Raw genomic sequence first — 19,654 nt, 5'->3', positions numbered from 1 at the left:
GCGCCCCGGTGGTCGGCTGTCCCGATCAGGTTGCGTCGCCCAGGATCTCGGTGATTCGTGCCGCCAGCGCCTCCACGGCCGGCCGATCGTCCAGGCCCGACGGCACCTGCAACTGCGCGAACAGCGGACCGTCGTCCGCGGGTTCGTGCACGCTCAACGTGAGATCCGCGTACGGCCGGCCCACGGGTACCGGGAGCAGCGACGCACCCGCGGCTCCGAGGTCCGCGACCTGGTGGTGCACGATCATCACCTGCGGTCGCCTCGGACCGTCGGATCCGACGATGTCGACGTAGGACGGACCGGACCGGGCGAGCGCATCGACGGTCGCATCCTGCACCCGACGCGCGATCACCGCGAGATCACCGGCGTCGGTGTCGGTACGGAGGGGAACCAGGTCACCGAAACACCCGACCATGGGGTGCGTGTCGACGTCGTCGCGACCTGCGACCAGCGTGGCCATCGTGATGTCCTCCCCCGCCCCGGATTCGGTGAGGGCCTGCGCGAACGCGGCATGCAGGATCGCGTTGGTGCCGGTGCCGATGCGCGTGGCCAGGGCCGCCATCGCACGTCGGGTACGGGCGTCGATCTCGACCGGGACGGCGTCCGTTCCGGCTCCGGTGACGTTCCAGGGCAGCGTGATTCGATCCGGAGTTCCCCGCAATGACTCCCGCCAGGGCGCGAGCGGCACCGCGGACGCACGCTCCGATGCCCACACCGCGACATCGCTGTAGCGCAGCGCGAGCGGGGCGAACGACGGTTCGTCACCGTTCGACCGCGCGGCGAGCGCCGCCATCAGGTCGGTCAGCAGCGGTACCACGGACCACTCGTCGACGGCGACGTAGTGCATCACGACCAGCAGGACACTCTCCCCGGAGACGCTGCGCAGCAACACGATACGCAACCCCGGCCGCAGGGTGAGATCGGTCGGCTCCTGCGCCACCTCGAAGGCTCGGTGGCGTACGTCGGCGTCACCCACGTCGACGGTTTCCAGGGTCACCGGTTCGCCGAGCCGGGTGCCGTCCTCGGTGAGTACCGAGTGCAGCGGTTCGTGCCGCAGGGCCACATCGCGCACGGCGGCCGCCAGTGCGTCGACATCCCACACTCGATCCGAGTCGTACAGCGCCACGGCATGATCGGCCGGCGCCACCCACCGCGCGGGAAGGAACGTGCGTTGCGCCGGAGAGAACGGCACGACGTCTGGCCGCTCCGGACGCGCGACCAACTGCGGCCCCGTCGCCGCGCCCAGCCGGGACGCCAGCGCGGCCACGGTCGGCGCCTCGAACACGTCGCGCACCGTGATACCCGCGCCGAGTCCCGAGCGCACCGCACTCACCAGTCGCATCGCCGCCATCGAGTGGCCGCCGAGATCGAAGAAGTCGTCGTCGACGCCCAGGGTCGGTAGCCCGAGCACCTCCGCCATCACGGCGACCAGAGCGCGCTCGGTGTCGGTGCGGGGTTCGGTTCCCCCGGTGACCGTCGACCACTCGGGTGCGGGCAGCGCGCGGCGATCGAGCTTGCCGTTGGCGGTGAGCGGGAGCGCACCGGGCAGCACGATCACCACGGTGGGCACCATGTAGTCCGGCAGCCGCGTCGCGGCGAAGGCCTTGATGTCCTCCCCCACCAGGGTGTCGGTTCCGGTGACGTACCCGACGAGCCGGGTCAGGCCGCCCGCCGCGGTGTCCACCACCACGGCCGTCTGGTCCACGCCGTCGTACGCGGCCAGTGCGCCCATGATCTCGCCGGGCTCGATGCGGAACCCGCGCACCTTGATCTGATCGTCCACCCGGCCGAGGAAATCGAGGTTGCCGTCCTCACGCCACCGCGCCCGGTCACCCGTGCGGTACATGCGGCCACCGGTGAACGGATCGGCCACGAACCGCGCGGACGTGAGTCCGGTACGGCCGAGGTAGCCGCGCGCGAGTCCCCGTCCGGCGATGTACAACTCGCCGGGCACGGAGATCGGGACGGGCCGCAGCCGATGGTCGAGCACGTAGGCCTTCTCGTTGGGATCGGGCACCCCGATGGGTACCGAGGCGGTCCACCCGGGCCGAGCCGGCCACAGCGTGTTGTTCACCGTGGCCTCGGTGAGACCGTAGGCGGCCAGCAGGTTCAACCTCTCCGACCACGCCGAGATCACCGCGGGCGGCACGGTTTCCGTGCCCACGAGGACGGTGCAGCCCTCGGGAAGCGCGCACCCCTCGGGCAGAGCCGCCATGAGGGAGGGCGGGATGATCGCATGAGTCACCGCGTGCTCGGCGCAGAAGTCGGTGAGCTCGGGACCGGCGACCTTGGCGTCGTCCGGCACCACCACCAACCGCGACCCGGTGCACAGCGCCATCGCGAGTTCGAAGACCGCGACGTCGAACCCGACCGACGCGAACTGCAGCACCACCGATCCCGTGGTGAGCGCCATTCGGTCCTCGGCCGTGGCCACGAGCGAGGCGATGCCCTCGTGCGGCACCGCGACACCCTTGGGCCGACCGGTGGATCCCGAGGTGTAGATGACGTATGCGGCCAGATCCAGCGAGTCCGGACGCGGAGGCAGGACCGCGTCCGACGCCGGAATCGTCTCGACGAGAACGTGCGTCGACCCCGCCGGCAGCGCCGGCAGCGTCGACGATGCGGCCGCGGTGGTCAGCACGACCGCCGCGCCCGCATCGGTGATCATGTACTCCAGCCGATCGGCCGGATACGACAAGTCCAGTGGCAGGTACGCCGCCCCCACCGCGAGCACGGCCATCGTCGCGGCGATGTTCGCGGCCGAGCGCGGAACCGCGACTCCCACGATGTCTTCCGGTCCCACACCGACCCGAAGCAACTCCGCGGCGATGTCACCGGCGCGGGCGTGGAGCTGCGCGTAGGTCATCGCGGTGCCCTCGTCGACCACGGCGATCGCGTCGGGGGTGGTGCGGACCCACCGCTCGAACGAGTCGAACAGCGACTCCGCCGGCACCTCCCGCTCGGTGGCGTTGAACTCGGTCACCACACGCCCGCGCTCACCGGGCAGGAACAGATCGAGATCGTCGACGCGTACGGACGCGTCGGTGGCCATCTGCTCGAGCACCGCGAGCTGGCGGGCCGAGATCCGCTCCGCCGTGGCGCGATCGAAGAGATCCTCCGCGTACTCGAGCCGTAGCTCCAGGCGATCCGAATCCCGGTACTCGGTGTAGTTGAACACCAGGTCGAACTTCGCGGCCGTGTTGTCGACCGGGAGTTCCGCGACGACGTCACCGCCGCCGTCCTTGGTGTGATGACTGATCATGATCTGGAACAGCGGGTTCCGCGACAGCGACCGTTCCGGCGCGACCGCGGTGACCACGGAGTCGAAGGCGACGTCGGCGTGGGCGAACGCGTCGAGATCCGTGGCCCGAACGTCGTCGATCAGCCGGTCCACGGTGGGGTTCGCCGAGAGATCGCTGCGCAGCACCAGTGTGTTGACGAAGAACCCCACGAGTTGCTCGAGGCCCTCCTCGCCGCGGCCCGCGACGGGCGATCCGAGCGCGAGATCGTCTGCGCCGGTGAGCCCGCGCAGCACCGCGGCCGCGGCGGCGTGCACGGTCATGAACAGGCTCGCGTCGTGCCGGCGGCCGAGCTCCTTCAGTCCCCGCACCACGTGCGGCGCCACCGTGGACAGCACGATGCCGCCGCGGTGGCTCGGGCGCGGCGGCCGCGGCCGGTCGGTGGTCAGCGCGGTTTCCTCGGGGAGATCGGCGAGCCGGTCCCGCCAGTAGCTCAGCTGCCGGCCCGCAACGCTGTCGGGGTCGGACTCCTCGCCCAGCAGCTCCTGCTGCCACAGCGTGTAGTCCGCGTACTGCACCGGCAGATCCGGCAGGGAGGCGTCGGAGCCGGAGCGTCGCAGCTCGTACGCCGAGAGCAGGTCGGCGAGCAGCGGACGGTCCGACCACTCGTCGGTGGCGATGTGGTGCAGGACGAGCACGATGATGCAGCCGCCGTCCGTGGTCAGGATGGAGGCACGCACCGGGATGTCGCGGGTGAGGTCGAACGGCCGGGCGACGAGCGCGGTGACGGTCGCGGCAGGATCGCCGGTTACGCCGAGCACCTCGACGCCGGGTGTGGCGTTCTCCAGTACGCGCTGCACCGGAACCCCGTCCTCGTCGGCGAACACGGTGCGCAGTGACTCGTGGCGGCGCACCACCTCGGTCAGCGCCGCGCGGAACGCGTCGACGTCGACCGTCTCGGGGAGCGGCAGGACGATCGGGAAGTTGTACACCGGCGACGCCGGATCCAGCCGGTGCAGCAGCCAGAGACGTTGCTGCGCCGAGGACATCGGCACCGCCGCCGGGCGCTCCCGACGCCGCAGCACGGGCCGACGGGTCCCGCCCCGAGCGTCGAGCCGCTCCGCCAGGCGGGAGACCGTGCGCGCGTCGAACAGGTCGCGGATCTCGACCTCTCGGTCCAGGGCGGTCCGTGCGCGGCCCACCACTCGGGTCGCGAGCAGGGAGTGCCCACCGAGATCGAAGAAGTCGTCGTCGACTCCGATCTCGCTGAGGCCCAGCACGTCCGCGATCACCGCGCACAGCACCCGCTCGGTGTCGGTGGTCGGTGGGGCGCTCGCCGCCGTTCGGTACTGCGGGGTCGGCATGGCCGCGACGTCCAGCTTGCCGTTGACCGTCATGGGGAACTCGTGCACCCCGATCACCAGTGGCACCAGGTAATCCGGAAGCTTGTGCGCCACCGCCGTCTCGACGGCCTCGGAATCGGCGCTGTCCACGTACGCGACGAGACGCTTGAAGCCGCCGGGTCCGTCGACGGCCACCACCGCCGCCCGGCGCACGCCCGGCAGAGCGGCGACGACGGACTGCACCTCGCCGAGTTCGACGCGGTGGCCACGGATCTTGACCTGATCGTCGGTGCGGCCGAGGAAGTCGAGATCGTGCGGGCCGGTGGTCCGGCGCCGCACCAGATCACCGGTGCGGTACATCCGGGTGCCGTTCCCGGACGGGTCGGCGACGAACCGTTCGGCCGTCAGCGCCGCCCGGGAGAGGTACCCGCGTGCGAGCCCGACGCCCGCGATGTAGAGCTCGCCGGCCGTGCCGTGGGCCACCGGCCGCAGCCACGAGTCGAGAACGTGGGCCGCGGTGGCTCGGATCGGTTGTCCCACCGTGGGCGTCGCGCTTTCGTCCGTACCGCCGCCGAGGGTGTTGATGGTGTACTCGGTGGGGCCGTACAGGTTGTAGCCGAGAACGCCGTCGGCGTCGCGCAGCGCCGACCACACCTCGTCGCCCACCGCCTCGCCGCCGAGCAGCACCAGGGCGGGCCGGTGCTCGGTCAGCAGTCCGCGTTCGAGCAGCACACCCGCGTAGGTGGGGGTCACGTTGATCACGTCGACGGCCACCTCGGCCGAATACCGCACCAACGCATCGGCATCGCGCCGCAGGGCCTCGTCGGCGATGTGCACCTCGTGACCCTCGACGAGCCACAGCAACTCTTCCCAGGACATGTCGAACGCGAACGAAACGGTGTGCGCGATCCGCAGCGTCCGGCCGCCGGCCGCGCGCACCACGGGTTCGAAGATGCGCTCGCGGTGGTTGTCGAGCATGTTCGTCAGACCGCGATACGGGGTGAGCACGCCCTTCGGGTTACCCGTGGATCCGGAGGTGTAGATCAGGTACGCCGGGTGATCGAGCCGGCCGGGCGTGCCGGGGACGAACCGACCCAGTTCGGAGGCGCGCAGGGGTGTGGTGTCCGTCGACGCCAGCGGTTCCGCGGTCCAGTCCACGACCACCGTGGTCGCGGAGGCCGGAACCCGTTGCGCGACAGCGGCGATGGTGACGACGCAGAGCGGGGCCGCGTCCGACAGCAGGGCGTGCAACCGGGCGTCCGGGTGGTCGAGCTCGAGCGGCAGGTAGGCCGCACCCGTGCGCAGGACCGCGAACAGGGCGACCACATTGTCCGGAGTACGCGGAAGAGCCAGGGCCACCACGGTTTCCGGACCGGCACCGCGAGCCAGGAGCACCCGCGCCAGCGCGTCGATGCGTTCCGTCAGCTGCCGGTAGGTGAGGGTCTCGGTCTCGGACACCAGGGCCGTCGCGTCGGGCTGCGACCGCGCGGTGACGGCGAGGAGTTCGGCGAGGGTGGCGTCGGGAACCGGATCGGCGGGGACCGTCTCCCGCGGCGTCGGGCTCAGGGTCACGACCGGCGCGAACGGGCGCACGGCGTAGTCGGTGAGCAGCGAGACGAACCGATCCAGCATCGTCTCCACGCGCGCGGCGTCGATCATCTCCGGGCGGTACTCGAACTTCACCGCGAGACTCGAACCGGGCGTCACCACCACCGTGAGCGGATAGTTCGTGTGGTCGATGCTGTCGCTGCCGCTGATGTCGTACGCGGAGTTCAGGGACGCCGAGGCCGCGTCGTCCACGAAATTCTGCACGACACAGAGGGTGTCGAACACCGGACGGTACGGAGCCCGCCGCCCGATCTCGGCGAGACCGAGGAAGTCGTGGGTCATCGCGTCGAGCCGCTCGGCCTGCAGGCGTCGGGTGAGGGTGTCGAGCGTGGCGTCGGGCTCGAGCCGTGCGCGGACCGGCACCGTCGACAGGAACATGCCGGGGGCGGAGTCGAGACCGGGCACCTCCGGTGGTCGACCGGCGACGGTGATGCCGAAGACGACGTCGGTGCGGCCGGTCACCGCGCCGAGGGTCAGGGCGAGCGCCGCGGTCACGACGGCGTTGAGCGTGACGCCGCGACTGGCGACGGCAGAGCGCAGCGCCGCGGTCCGCTCCGCGGTCAGAGTCGCGCTGAGGCGCGGCGGGATCCCCGTCGGCGGGACGTCGCGCTGGTCCACCAGGGTGGGTCCGTCCAACCCGGCGAGGGCCGACGACCAGAAGGTCCCCGCGGCGTCGCGGTCCTGGCGGTGCAGCCACTGCAGGTAACGACCGAACGCGCTGTCCGGTGCGCTCGGCAGGTCCGGATTCTCGTAGCGCGCCAACAGTTCCCCGACGACGATGCCGTTGGACCAGCCGTCCCACAGGAGGAACTGCCGGTTGATCACCAGCCGGTCGCGACGATCGTCGAACCGGATCACCATCACCCGCCACAGCGGTGGGCGAGCGAGGTCGAACGGCTCGGCCCGGTCCTCGGCCATGAGGGCCGCGGCGGCCGTCTCGGATCCCGGTCCGGTCGCGTCGACGAACCGCACCGGGACCTCGGGCGACGCGGACACGAACTGCACCGGTACGCCGTCGGCGGTTTCGGTGAACCCGGCGCGCAGGGTGGGGTGACGGCGCTGCAGTCCGCGCAGCGCGGCCCGTAACCGGTCGAGATCGAGATGCCGGTCGAGGTCGAGCGAGAACTGTGCCGTGTAGATGTCGCGCTCGGCCGCCGAGACGCTCTCGAAGTAGAGCCCTTCCTGCAGCGGGGCCAGCGGCCACACGGTCTCCACGCCTGCGGGCGCGTCGGTCGTGAGGGCTGCGAGGTCCGACTCGGTGACGGAGACGAACGGAACGTCCGAGGGGGTGAGGATCGGTGGACCGTCGTGCGCGGCTGCGCGCTCGGCCAGCTCGGTGAGTGCCTCCTCCAGGTGCCCGGCGATGGCCCGCGCGTCGGCGCGATCGAGATGGTCGTCCGCATAGGCGAACTCGACGGTAAGCGCGCCGTCCTCGACGCCCGCGTTGATCACCAGCCGATAGGGCCCGCCCATGTCGGCGTCGGGATCGGTGCGCAGCAGTGCGGATTCGGACGCCGGTTCGAACGGGCCGGTGCCGACGGCGGGTCGGCGGCCCAGGTAGTTCAGCAGCACCTGCGATTGCTCGCCGCGGGCCAGAACCGCAGCGGTGCGGGCGTTCAGGTAGCGCAGCAGCCCGTAGCCGAGGCCGCCGTCCGGGGCGCTGCGCAGCGTTTCCTTCACCGAGGCGAGGTGGCGCACCGCATCGGGCTCCGGCGTCACCCGCACCGGCGCGATGGAGGTGAACCAGCCGGTGGTCCGGGAGAGATCGACGCCGGGCGCCACCTCCTCGCGGCCGTGACGCTCCAGGTCGATCAGGAGGTCGCGGTCGTCCTGCCCGGTCTCGGTGCGCCACCGTGCGAGCGCCGAGGTCACCGCAGCGACCATCACGTCCGTGACATCGGCGCCCACGAGCGCCGGAACGGCGGTGAGAGCGGCGTCGGTCAACTCCGACGACAGAACGGTGCGCAGCCTGTCCCCCTGCCGCGCCGAGAGGTTGCCGTCTCGGCCGATGGTCGCGGCGCCGGGCGCCGTCACCGAGATCCACTGCGGCAGTTCGGCGATGCGGGGCGCGCTGTGGGCGCTCTCGTCGAGAAGGCGTCCGTACTCCTTCAGGGAGGTCGGTACCGGGGCGAGTGCGGAGTCGGCGTCCGGGTGGCCATCGGCGGCGAACCACGCGCGGGCGAGATCCTCGATCAGGATTCCCCACGAGACACCGTCGATCACCAGGTGATGGGCGACGAGCAGCAGCCGTCCCGGCTCGATGCCGCCGTCGAACCAGACGACCTCGAGGACGCGTCCCTGTTCGGGAGCCAGGCGATTCGCCGCGGCGTCGGAGGCGTCGGCCACGCCCTCGACGCCCTCGATGCGCAGCACGGGGGTATCCGCGGTCTCCCGCACGGTGACCGTCCACACACCGCGGGCGTGCCGGGTGAGCCGGGATCGCAGGCTGTCGTGGTGCGCCACGACCGCATCCACTGCGGTCTGCACGGTGCCGCGTCCCCGCGTCGGCACCGGAACCGTCAGCAGGACGGCCTGATTGAACCGATCGGTGGTGCCTTCCCATTCCGAGAGACGATGCACGACGGGCAGGGCGCGGAGCTCGCCGACGCCGGAGTCCGCGGCCACCGGAGCCGCCGGGGCCTCCCGCACGGCCACGGCGGCGAGCGCGCGCGGAGTGCGGTGCTCGAAGATCTGCCGGGCCGTGACCTCGAGGCCGCTGCCGCGGGCGAGGTTGGCGAGGCGGATGGCGAGAATGCTGTCGCCGCCGCGGGCGAAGAAATCGTCCTCGACGCCGACGGACTCGCCGCCGAGGACGGTCGAGAAATGTTCGGCAAGGGTGGATTCCGCATCACCCGGCAGAGTGACCGCAGCCGTCGATGCAGCCGTGCCGATCGAGGCCACCAGCGCGGCCCGGTCCAGCTTTCCGCTCGGTCCGGTGGGGAACGAGGACACCGTCTCGATGGTGGTCGGCACCAGGGACGCGGGCAGGTGCTCGGCGAGGAACGTCCGAACATCTTCTGCTGCCGCGGTTCCCACCACGAACCCGATCAACTGGGCGGTGCCGCGGTCGGTGCGCACCACCGCGGCCGCCCGCTCGACACCGGGGTGGCGGCGGAGCGCCGCCTCCACCTCTCCGAGCTCGACACGCTGGCCCCTGATCTTCACCTGACCGTCGGCGCGGCCGAGGTACTCCAGCGTCGTATCGCCGAGGCGTCGCACGACGTCTCCGGTGCGGTAGCGCCGAGTGCCGTCCGGCCCGGCCACGAAGCGGTCTGCGGTCAGCGCGGCGCGGCCGAGGTACCCGCGCGCCAGTTGGGCGCCCGAGAGGTAGAGCTCCCCCGGCATTCCCGGGCCGACGGGGTGGAGCCACCCGTCGAGAACCTCGGCGCCCACACCGGGAAGCGCGGAGCCGATGGGCATCGCGTCGCCGGTGACGGCGTCGACACCGAGGGCGGCGGTCACGTCCACCGCCGCTTCGGTGGGCCCGTACAGATTGTCCAACCGCACTCCCGGCAGCAGGCGGGCGACGGTGCGGGCGGTGTCGGCGGCGAGTGCCTCACCGCTGCAGACGATCACGCGCAGCGACGTGCATCGGGACACCCCGGGGTCGGTGAGGAACGCCTCGAGCATCGACGGCACGAAATGGATCCAGGTGATGGACTGCGCCACGATCGTCTCGACCAGGTAGGCGGTGTCGCGATGGCCTCCCGCATCCGCGAGCACCAGGGTGGCGCCGGACGTCAACGGACCGAAGAACTCGCTGACCGAGACGTCGAAACTCGACGGTGTCTTCTGCAGGAGTCGATCACCGCGGCGCAGCGGCGTGGCCTCGCGCATCCACTGCAGGCGCCGGGTGATCGCGCCGTGCGGAACGACGACGCCCTTCGGCCGCCCGGTGCTTCCCGAGGTGTAGATGACGTAGGCGGCGTCGAGCTCCGCGACCGGCGCGGACACGGACGACACGGGTCCGTCGATCAGATCGCTCGAATCCAACAGGTGCAGAACGGGATTCGCGTCGTCGAGCATGAACCGGATGCGCTCGGCCGGATAGTCGGGATCGACGGGAAGGTACGCGGCGCCGGCCTCGAGGACGGCGCAGAGTGCCACGACCAGATCGATCGAGCGGGGCAGCGACACCGCGACGATCGATCCCGGGGTCACTCCGCGTGCGCGAAGTCCGGCCGCCGCGGCGTCCACGCGGGTGCGCAGCGCGGCGTAGGTGAGCGTCTGGTCCCCGTGGATCAGGGCGATGTCCTCGGGGGTCCGCTGCGCTTGCGCGCGGAGGGCGACGTCGAGGGTCGCCGGGTTCACCGGCGAGGGCGCGACGGGAACCGACGGCGGGGCCTCGAGAAGCGGGCCGGCGAGGGGCATCGTGAGCACCGCGACCACCGCGTCCAGCAGGGCCCGCGCGGTCTGCGGTGCGAGCGCGTCGGCGTGGTACTTCAGGTCGAGGGTCAGACCGTCTCCCGGTACCACGATCAGCGTCACCGGGTAGGGCGGATTCTCCTCGAACCGAATGCCCGTCAACGCGATCGAGCCCGACGGGTCCGTGATCGCGGTGTCGCCCAGGGGGTAGTTCTCCATCACCACCAGGGTGTCGAACAGCTCGTGCACCCCGGTGATACGCCGGAGATCGGACAGTCCGATGTGCTGGTGATCCAGCAGCGCGGCCTGCTCGCTCTGCCAGCGCTGCAGCAGGTCCGCGAGCGTGTCGGCCGGCTCGATCTGCAGGCGGGCGGGCAGCGTTTCGATGAAGAGACCCACCATGGTCTCGATGCCCGGGACGGCGTCCGAGCGACCCGAGACGGTGGTACCGAAGGTGACGTCGCGTCGACCGGTCGTGCGGGCCAGCGTGATTCCCCAGGCGCCGTGCACCAGGGAGCTGAGCGTCACCGACGCTGCGCGCGCCCGGTTCGCGACGGCGCCGCTCGTCGCGGCGTCCAGGGTGACGCGCTCGGACCGAGTTCCGGTACCCACGGCGCCGAAGGACGGCAGCGGAACGCTCTCGCCGACGCCGGCCAGGGCCTCGCGCCACACCGCCGACGACGCGTCGCGATCCAGGCTCGCGAGGTGACGGGCCCACACGCCGGGCGGCGTCACCGGCGGAAGGTCGGGGTCCGCGCCGTACGACGCCATGGTCTCGCGCAGCATGATCGGCACGGACCATCCGTCGGCGACGATGTGGTGGATCGACTGCACCAGCGCCGTGCCGTCCGCGGTGCGGACCAGTGAGAAGCGCACCAGCGGAGGGCGAGTGAGGTCGATGCCCGCGCGGCGATCGGCGGCCAGTACCTCGTCCACCGACGCGTCGGTGACCCACCGGAAGGGGGCCTCGACGTCCGTGGCGACGACGGCGACCATCCGGCCGTCCGCGAGCGCCCGGAAGCCGGTGCGCAGCGCGGCGTGTCGGTCGACCACCGTCTGCAGGGCGCGCCGCATGAGGTCGGGGTCGACGGGGCCGGACAGGTCCACCACGTGCTGCACCACGTACGGGTCGAGCACGTCCGCGACGGTGCTGTGGAAGTGGATCCCCTCCTGCACCGGGGTGAGCGGCAGGATGTCCTCGATCGCCGTCTCGGCGCCGAGGGTCGACAGGTCGGCGGACGTCGGTGCGACGAGCGGGAAGTCGGTCGGCGTGAGCGCGGCGTCGGCGGCGCTGTGGGAGAGCCGTTCCAGCGCGTCGGACCAGGCGTTCGCGAACTCGGCGGCGGAGCGCTCGTCGATCACGCCGCTCGCCCAGCGCACCGTGGTGCTCAACTGCGGGCCGTGGGCCGTGTCCTGCACCATCGCATCGAGGGTGAGGGCCTGCGCGGAGGGACGATCGGGGTCGGCGCCGCCGTGGAAGGTCACCCCGGTGGCGCCGGCGGTGCGCCCGAGGTAGTTGACCAGCACCGGCGCGGGCGGCGCGCCCACCAGCTCGGGGTCGCGCGCCAGGTAGCGCAGGATCCCGTATCCCGTTCCGGAGTCGGGGATCTCACGCATCCGGTCCCGGACGTCGAGCAGGGCGCGGCCGGGCGCGGCGAGCGCGGTGTCCACGAGTACCGGGTAGACCGTGGTGAACCAGCCGATCGTGCGGTCGAGACGCGCATCGACGTCGCGCCCGTGTCCCTCGACGTCGACGAGGATCCGCTCCGCGCTCGCGCCGGACCACCGAGCGAGCGCGAGAGACAGTGCCGCGAGCAGGATCTCGGTGGGTCCGGTGCGGTACGCGGCGGCGATGTCGGCGAGCAGCCGCGCCGTGACGTCGACGGGGGTGCGCACGACGCGTTCGGCCATCGAGCTCTCGGTGTCCCGCACGGGGTCGAGGGCCCGCGCGCCGAGGATCACCGGCTCGCGCTCGACGACGGATCGCCAGTACTCCCGTTCGTGGTCCCATGCTCCCGCGTCCACACGGGGGTGCTGGAGCTCGGCCCACCGCCGGAACGAGGTCCCCACCGGCTCCAGGGCGATCGGCTGTCCCGCGCCCGCGGCGGTCAGCGCCGCGGCCAGGTCGCCGAGCAGGATGCGCCAGGACACCCCGTCGATCACCAGGTGGTGCACGGCGACGATCAGGCGTCCGGGCGTCAGCGTTGCTGCCACCATGTGCTCGGCGTGATCCACGCGCGCGACCGTGCCGACGATCGAATCGTCCTCCGCCACCGCGAGGTCCACCGGTTCGGCCGCCTCGGGCACGGTCAGCGCCCCGCCGGTCCACGTCGCACTCAGCATCGGGTGGTGCCGGACGACCGCGTTCAGGGCGCGCTCGACGACGTCCGCATCCGTACCCGCCGGGACGTCGATCACCGCGGTCTGGTGGAACCCGCGCAGATGCTCACCGCGCTCGAGGGAGCGCGCCACGATGGGGGTGAGCGGAACGTCTCCGAACGGATCGTCGTCCCGATCGACCTCGACGGCCGTGGGTGCGGCGGCGGCCATGGCCTCGGCGGTGCGCAGGCCGAAGACCTCGCGCGCGCCGATCTCGATGCCGGCGGCGCGAGCCCGCGACACCACGGTCATCGCCACGATGCTGTCGCCGCCGAGGGTGAAGAAGTCGTCGGTGACGCCCACACTCGGCACGCCGAGTGCCTCCGCCAGGACGGCGCACAGGACGCGCTCGCGGTCGGTGCGTGGCGCCACCCCGGCGGACTCGGGCGCGGCCGGGTCGGGGAGCGCGCGCCGATCGACCTTGCCGTTCGCGGTGACCGGAAAGGCCTCCATCACCACGACGGCACTCGGCACCATGTACTCGGGCAGCATCGATCGGGTGTGGCGATCGATCTCGTTCTCCGACAGCGTCGTTCCCGTGTTCGAAACCACGTACCCCACCAGCTGCTCCGCCCCGGCGGGCGTGCGCCGGACGTCGGCGACCGCGCGCCGCACACCCGGAGACGACGCCAGAGCCGCCTCGACGTCCTCGAGTTCGAGCCGCATCCCGCGAATCTTGACCTGGTTGTCCACCCGGCCGAGGAAGTCGAGGGTGCCGGCCTCGGTCCAGCGCGCGCGGTCGCCCGTGCGGTAGAGCCGGGTGCCGTCGGCGGCGAAGGGATCGGCGACGAAACGCGACGCGGTGAGTGCGGGCGCACCGACGTAGCCGCGGCCCAGCAGGAACCCTCCGGCGTAGAGCTCGCCGCCGACGCCGATGGGAACCGGACGCAGCCGCGCGTCGAGCACGTACAGACGGGTGTTGGGGTTGGGGACGCCGATGGACGTCGCGATGCGCGGGGCGTCGTCGCGGTAGATCACGTGGGAGACCCCGATGGTCGCCTCGGCGGGGCCGTACCCGTGATACAGGGTGGTACCGAGCTGAGACCGGAAGCGGGAGAACAACTCCGGGGTCAGCACCTCGCCGCCGCACCACACGTGCTTGATCCCGTCGAGCGCATCGGTGCCCTCCGCGAGCACCAGCAGGGCGTCGAGCATCGACGAGACCAGGTAGACGAACGTGACGTGATGCCGTGCGATGGCGTCGAGCAGGTACCGTCCGTCGCGCTCACCGCCCGGTTCGGCGACCACGACGGTGCCGCCGGACACCAGGGGCAGCAGGATCTCGTTGATTGAGATGTCGAACGCCAGCGGCGCTTTGAACAGGGTCGCGTCGCCCGGACCGAACCCCAGGATGCGGTCGATCTGCCACTGCAGCCGAGCGCAGATGGCGTCGTGTCGGATCATGGCGCCCTTGGGGGTTCCGGTGGACCCGGAGGTGAAGACGACGTACGCCAGGCGGGACCCGTCGATGGACGAGACGACCGGCGCGGTGGTGGGGCGATCCTCGTACGCCCAGCGGCGGAGGTCGACGGCCATCGCCCCGTCGGCGTCGGTGGAACCGAGCACGGTGCGCACGTTCGCATCCCGCAGCACGCGGGCGCGCCGCTCGTCCGGCCACGTGGGGTCCACGGGCACGAAGGCGCCGCCGGCGACCATCGTGGCCATCACGGCGACCACCATCTCGATCGACCGCGGCATCGAGATGGCGACCACGCCTTCGGGGGGCACTCCGGTGTCGCACAATGCGTGCGCGAGTTGGTTCACCGCGGCGGCGAACTCCGCGAAGGTGAGCGAGCGTCCGTCCTCGGCCACCGCCACCGCGTCGGGCGTGCGCTGGACCTGCGCCGCGAACCGGGCGGGGATCGAGGTGTTCACCGTGGGTTCGGCGGTGTCGTTGAACGTGGTCAGCAGACGTTCGCGCTCGTCGTCGTCGAGAATCTCGAGCGAGCCGATGGGCCGATCCGGTTGCGCCAGAATCTGATCGAGCACTGATTCGAAGCGTCGGCAGTGGTCGACGAGTGCGGCGTGCGCGCCGGGACGGGCCCGGAAGTCGTAGACCAGAGGCTCGTCGTCGCGGCCGCCGGTCACCGTGACGTCGAGATCGCGCACCGGCCCGGTCCGCAGACTGTGCATGTGGGCGGGGACGCCGCCGACGTCCGTGGAGTGCGGGACCATGAGGACGTTGACGCCCGGGCCGTACACCCGTCGATACGGATCGTCGGCGCGCAACGCCCGAGCGACGTCCTCACCGCGGAATCGGCCGTGGCGGACCGCACCGATGGACGCGGTGTCGAGCGCCGCGGCCACGTCGGCCAGGCTCATCTGCGGTGACAGGCGCAGCCGCACCGGCAGGATCGTCGACGCCATCGACGGCGTCGTGCGCGCCCGACGCCCCACCCGGCCGGTCGTCGGCAACGAGACCACCAGGTCGTACTGCGCGGACACCGCCGTCAGGTAGGCGACGAGGGCGGCGGGAGCGAGCCGGGTGCGCCGCACGTCGGCTTCGTCCCCGTAGACGTAGAGCGGATCCACCTTCTCCCGCGAGAGCGACACCCGCTCGGTGACGGCAGCACCGGTGTCCGGTACTTCGGGCAGCAACGTCGGCGGCTCCGGGGCGTCGGCCAACTGATCGACCCAGTACCGACGGTCGGCGTCGAACGCGTCGGACTCGCGGTAGGCCGCATCCGCCGCCACCAGCGGCGCCAGGGCCCACTGGCCCGGCGCGTTCACTCGCTCCGGATCGGCGTATCGCGCCCGGACCTCGTTGAAGATCAACGACATTGCGAAGCCGTCGACGACGCTGTGGTGGTAGCGCTGGAACCAGAACCGGTGTTCGTCTCCCGCGACGAGAACGGCGTTCCGGTGGAGCCGCTCGTCCCCCGTGGCGCCGGCGGTGGAGGCGATGTCGGCGTCGATCCACCGGTGCACGGCGGCCACCGGATCGTCCTCGCGGCGCAGATCGATCAGATCGACCGCCGCATCGTCGACCACGCGGTGCTGGACCGCCGTGTCACCGGAGAAGTCGAACCGGACGTGGAGGGCGTCGGTGTCGCGCACGGTCGAGGCGATCGCCGCGCGAATGCGGTCGTCGTCGAGCGGGCCGGTGACCTCCACCAGCAGCGTGATGACGAAATCCGTGCTGCTCGGCTGCATGTGCTGCGCCGTCCAGATCTCGCTCTGGGCGGCGGTGAGCGGCAACGTGGAGGGCTCCGGGCGGTTCGACACGAAGCAAGGCTAACCTAAGACTGCGCGCTCAGTTCTCGCGCAGGAACTCCAGGATCGCGCGGTTCACCTCGTCGGGCTTCTCGAGGTATCCGTAGTGTCCGGCGTCCGCGATCTCGAGGTAGCGCGCGCCGGGAATCACGTCCGCCACCTCGGCCGCGAGGTACGGCGGGATCATGCGGTCGTCGGCGAACCCGACGGACAGGCACGGCACCGTGATCGACCGGTACGCCTGGCGACGGTCGAACGACTCGTCGAGAGTCAGCTGCGCACGCTGCCCCGGGCTGAGGGGCGCCACCGAGAATTCGAACAGATCGAGCCAATCCCGCGCGGTGAGCGGGTCCGCGAGGGAGGCCGGGGAGAGATTGAAGGCCGCCGTGACCGCGGCCGCGTACCTCGGCGGCAGCGTGACCGAACCGTCGGCCAGCTCTCGCTCGCCGGCTCCGAGGACCTTCTGGAATTCGTCGAGCCGGGCGTGGGCGGCGATCAGCACCGCCTTCGACACCAGATCGGGCCGAGCGAGTGCCAGCTCCTGAGCCACTCGCGCTCCCATGGAGGTGCCCACCACCACGGCCTTCTCCGTCGCATCGGAACGAAGGAGCTCGATCAGGGCGGCGGTGTCCTTCACCAGATCGTCGAGCACCATTCCGCCGACGCTCTCGTCGGACGGCGCGATGCCGCGGTTGTCGAAGGTGCAGACGCGGTAGCCGGCCGCGGTGATCGCGGGTACCTGATGGAGTTGCCAGACCCGGCCCGGGCTGCCCGTTCCCATGATCATGACCACCAGCGGGCCCGTGCCCGATACGTCGTGGTTCAGTCGAATGCCGTTGACGGTGGCGATGGGCATCTGGTGAGACCCTTCCCTTCGTTGGTCGGCTTTGCGGGTTGGCGCCGAATTCTCATAGAGTCTGCCTCGAAACCGCCCGGGAGCACGGGACGGGGCACGTTCCAGCCGTACATCACAGCCCATCACGACGGAGACACACATGGCCGCCAACACCACCGACACCGAGATCGCCGACGACGACATCGAGCCCTTGGCCGACGACACCGCCCGGATGGCGCAGCGCGTCGTCGCCGCCTACGCGGCCGACGCCGACGAGTGCCGGATGCTCCTGTCGATGCTGGGCATCGATCCGGTCGTCAAAGCGGTCTGACCCCGGTCCCGCCACCGGGGGGCTCGATTGGTGCCCGACCATTCGGGTATGCCCGTTGTTCACGGGCCGCGGAATGCGGCGCCGGATGTGCACGTGACCGTGAGGATCTTTGGGTGAGCGAAACAGGTTCCAACTTCGTCGTCGTGGCGAACCGTCTGCCGGTCGATCTCGAGACGACCGAGGACGGCTCCCGCCGATGGAAGCGCAGTCCCGGAGGACTGGTCACCGCGCTGGAACCGATCCTGCGGAGCAACAACGGGGCCTGGGTGGGTTGGCCCGGCGTCCCCGACGTCGACATCGAGCCCTTCGAGGACGACGGTCTCGAACTGGTTCCGGTGCCGTTGTCCAGCGCCGAGGTGGCCGACTACTACGAGGGCTTCTCCAACGCCACCCTCTGGCCGCTCTACCACGACGTCATCGTTCGCCCCGTCTACGAACGCTCCTGGTGGAACGCCTACGTCGAGGTGAACCGACGCTTCGCCGAGGCCACGAGCAAGGTGGCCGCCGAGAACGCGACCGTGTGGATCCAGGACTACCAGTTGCAGCTGGTACCGAAGATGCTGCGCATGCTGCGCCCCGACCTCACCATCGGCTTCTTCCTGCACATCCCGTTCCCCCCGGTCGAACTGTTCATGCAAATGCCGTGGCGCACCGAGATCGTGGAGGGCCTGCTCGGCGCGGACCTCATCGGTTTCCACCTGCCCGGCGGCGCGCAGAACTTCCTCTACCTCTCCCGACGCCTCGCGGGGCAACCGACCTCCCGCGGCAGCGTGGGTGTGCGGTCGAAACTCGGTGTGGTGCAGGTGGGTTTCCGCTCGGTGCGGGTCGGCGCCTTCCCCATCTCCATCGACTCCGGCGATCTCGACGAGAAGTCGAAGCGCAAACCGGTGCGCGACCGCGCCCGCGAGATTCGCAAGGAGCTGGGCAATCCGAAGACGATCATGCTCGGCGTCGATCGCCTCGATTACACCAAGGGCATCGACGTGCGACTCAACGCGTTCTACGAACTGCTGACCGAGGAACGGGTGAACCCCGAGGACACGGTGATGATCCAGATCGCCACGCCCAGCCGCGAACGCGTCGAGAGCTACAAGCAGATGCGCGGCGAGATCGAGGGCATGGTGGGCCGGATCAACGGTGAGTTCAGCCGCGTCGGGCACGCGGTGGTGCACTACATCCACCGCGGCGTTCCTCGCGACGAGTTGACCGCGTACTACCTCGCCGCCGACGTCATGCTGGTCACCCCCATCCGCGACGGGATGAACCTCGTGGCCAAGGAGTACGTGGCCAGCCGCAGCGACCTCGGTGGCGCCCTGGTGCTGAGCGAGTTCACCGGGGCCGCAGCGGAATTGCGTACCGCGTACCAGTGCAACCCGCACGATCTCGAGGGCGTCAAGGACGCGATGTACGCGGCGATCGAGCAGGACCCGGAGGCCGGCAAGCGGCACATGCGCTACATGCGTCGCCAGGTTCTCGCGCACGACGTCGACCGGTGGGCGCGCTCGTTCCTCGAGGCCCTCAACCGCACGGGCGACGACGCGCCGAGTCAGCTCATCTCCAACCGAGACGTCGGTGAGCAGATCGTCTGATGGGACGCGCTCAGGTGGTGCAGTACCACCGCATCCGACGCGACGTGGCCGTGGTGCGGCTCGTGGGCGGCTTCGTACCGTTCGAGCCCGGACAGTCGGTGCTCGTCACGACACCCGCGATGCCGCACCAGCAGCGCCGCTACTCCCCCGCCATGCCGCCGTCGCGGGACGGCAAGTTCGAGTTCCACGTCCGCGCGATCCCCGCCGGATGGGTCAGCGGATCGGTGGTCCGAGGCACCCGTGAGGGTGACGTCTGGGAACTGGATTCTCCCGCGGGCACTCTGGCCGTCGACGACGCCGACGAGACCGTCGTGATGGTCGCGGGCGGAACGGGACTCGCTCCCCTGTTCGCCATTCTGCTCGACCTGTCCCGACGGCCCCGTCCGCCCCGTGTGCACCTGTTCCTCGGCGGGCGTACCCCGCGGGACCTGTACGCGGCGGACATGGTGTGGCTGATGCGCGAGCGGAGCCCGTGGCTCTCGGTCACTCCCGTGGTGGAGCAGAGGAGCGATCCGGGGTGGACCGACGAGTTCTTCGACGCCGCCGAGGCGCAGCGTCGGACCGCGATGCCGGAGTCGCAGTTCGCGCCCACCGAATACGCCGTCGGGACCGTCGGGGACGTCGCCGCCCGGCACGGGCCGTACCCGGCGGCGCGGGTGTTGGTGTGCGGATCACCGGCGATGGTCGATCACACGCACCGAACGCTGGTGGCGGCGGGAACGCCGAGCGCGAACATTCGACGCTGACGGGCG

5 protein-coding genes are annotated in these 19,654 nt (G+C 71.0%); 3 read left to right on the top strand and 2 right to left on the bottom strand.

The annotated features are described in order from the left end of the window. Positions 1 to 25: 25 nt before the first annotated feature. Both ACY466_RS03790 and ACY466_RS03785 read right to left on the bottom strand, forming a co-directional pair. On the bottom strand, positions 26 to 16,159 hold the full coding sequence (locus ACY466_RS03790; RefSeq protein ID WP_463249981.1) for an amino acid adenylation domain-containing protein: 16,134 nt from the start codon (positions 16,157 to 16,159) through the stop codon (positions 26 to 28). Between the two features lie 28 nt (positions 16,160 to 16,187). Beyond that, positions 16,188 to 17,003 (bottom strand): alpha/beta fold hydrolase, encoded by an 816-nt coding sequence (locus ACY466_RS03785; protein ID WP_463249979.1) that lies wholly within the window; start codon positions 17,001 to 17,003, stop codon positions 16,188 to 16,190. Positions 17,004 to 17,142: 139 nt separating this feature from the next. Between ACY466_RS03785 and ACY466_RS03780 the strand changes: the two genes are divergently transcribed. The 3 genes from ACY466_RS03780 (at position 17,143) to ACY466_RS03770 (ending at position 19,648) form a co-directional block, all read left to right on the top strand. Next, entirely contained in the window at positions 17,143 to 17,313 is a 171-nt protein-coding gene (locus tag ACY466_RS03780; protein WP_463249978.1) for a hypothetical protein, read from the top strand. 113 nt (positions 17,314 to 17,426) lie between these two features. Next, positions 17,427 to 18,902 (top strand): alpha,alpha-trehalose-phosphate synthase (UDP-forming), encoded by a 1,476-nt coding sequence (locus ACY466_RS03775; RefSeq protein WP_463249976.1) that lies wholly within the window; start codon positions 17,427 to 17,429, stop codon positions 18,900 to 18,902. Beyond that, positions 18,902 to 19,648, top strand: a complete 747-nt coding sequence (locus ACY466_RS03770; protein WP_463249974.1) for an FAD-binding oxidoreductase — start codon at positions 18,902 to 18,904, stop codon at positions 19,646 to 19,648. The genes ACY466_RS03775 and ACY466_RS03770 overlap by 1 nt, the downstream gene beginning before the upstream one ends. Positions 19,649 to 19,654: the final 6 nt, after the last annotated feature.

This window comes from Rhodococcus sp. K11/5 (assembly GCF_055193735.1).
The sequence above is the reverse complement of the archived record's forward strand: the minus strand, read 5'-3'. Positions and strand labels throughout refer to the sequence as shown.

Coding starts and splice junctions, on each gene's coding strand:
- ACY466_RS03785 (WP_463249979.1), bottom strand. CDS start 17,003: ATGCCCATCGCCACCGTCAACGGCATTCGACTGAACCACGACGTATCG.
- ACY466_RS03780 (WP_463249978.1), top strand. CDS start 17,143: ATGGCCGCCAACACCACCGACACCGAGATCGCCGACGACGACATCGAG.
- ACY466_RS03770 (WP_463249974.1), top strand. CDS start 18,902: ATGGGACGCGCTCAGGTGGTGCAGTACCACCGCATCCGACGCGACGTG.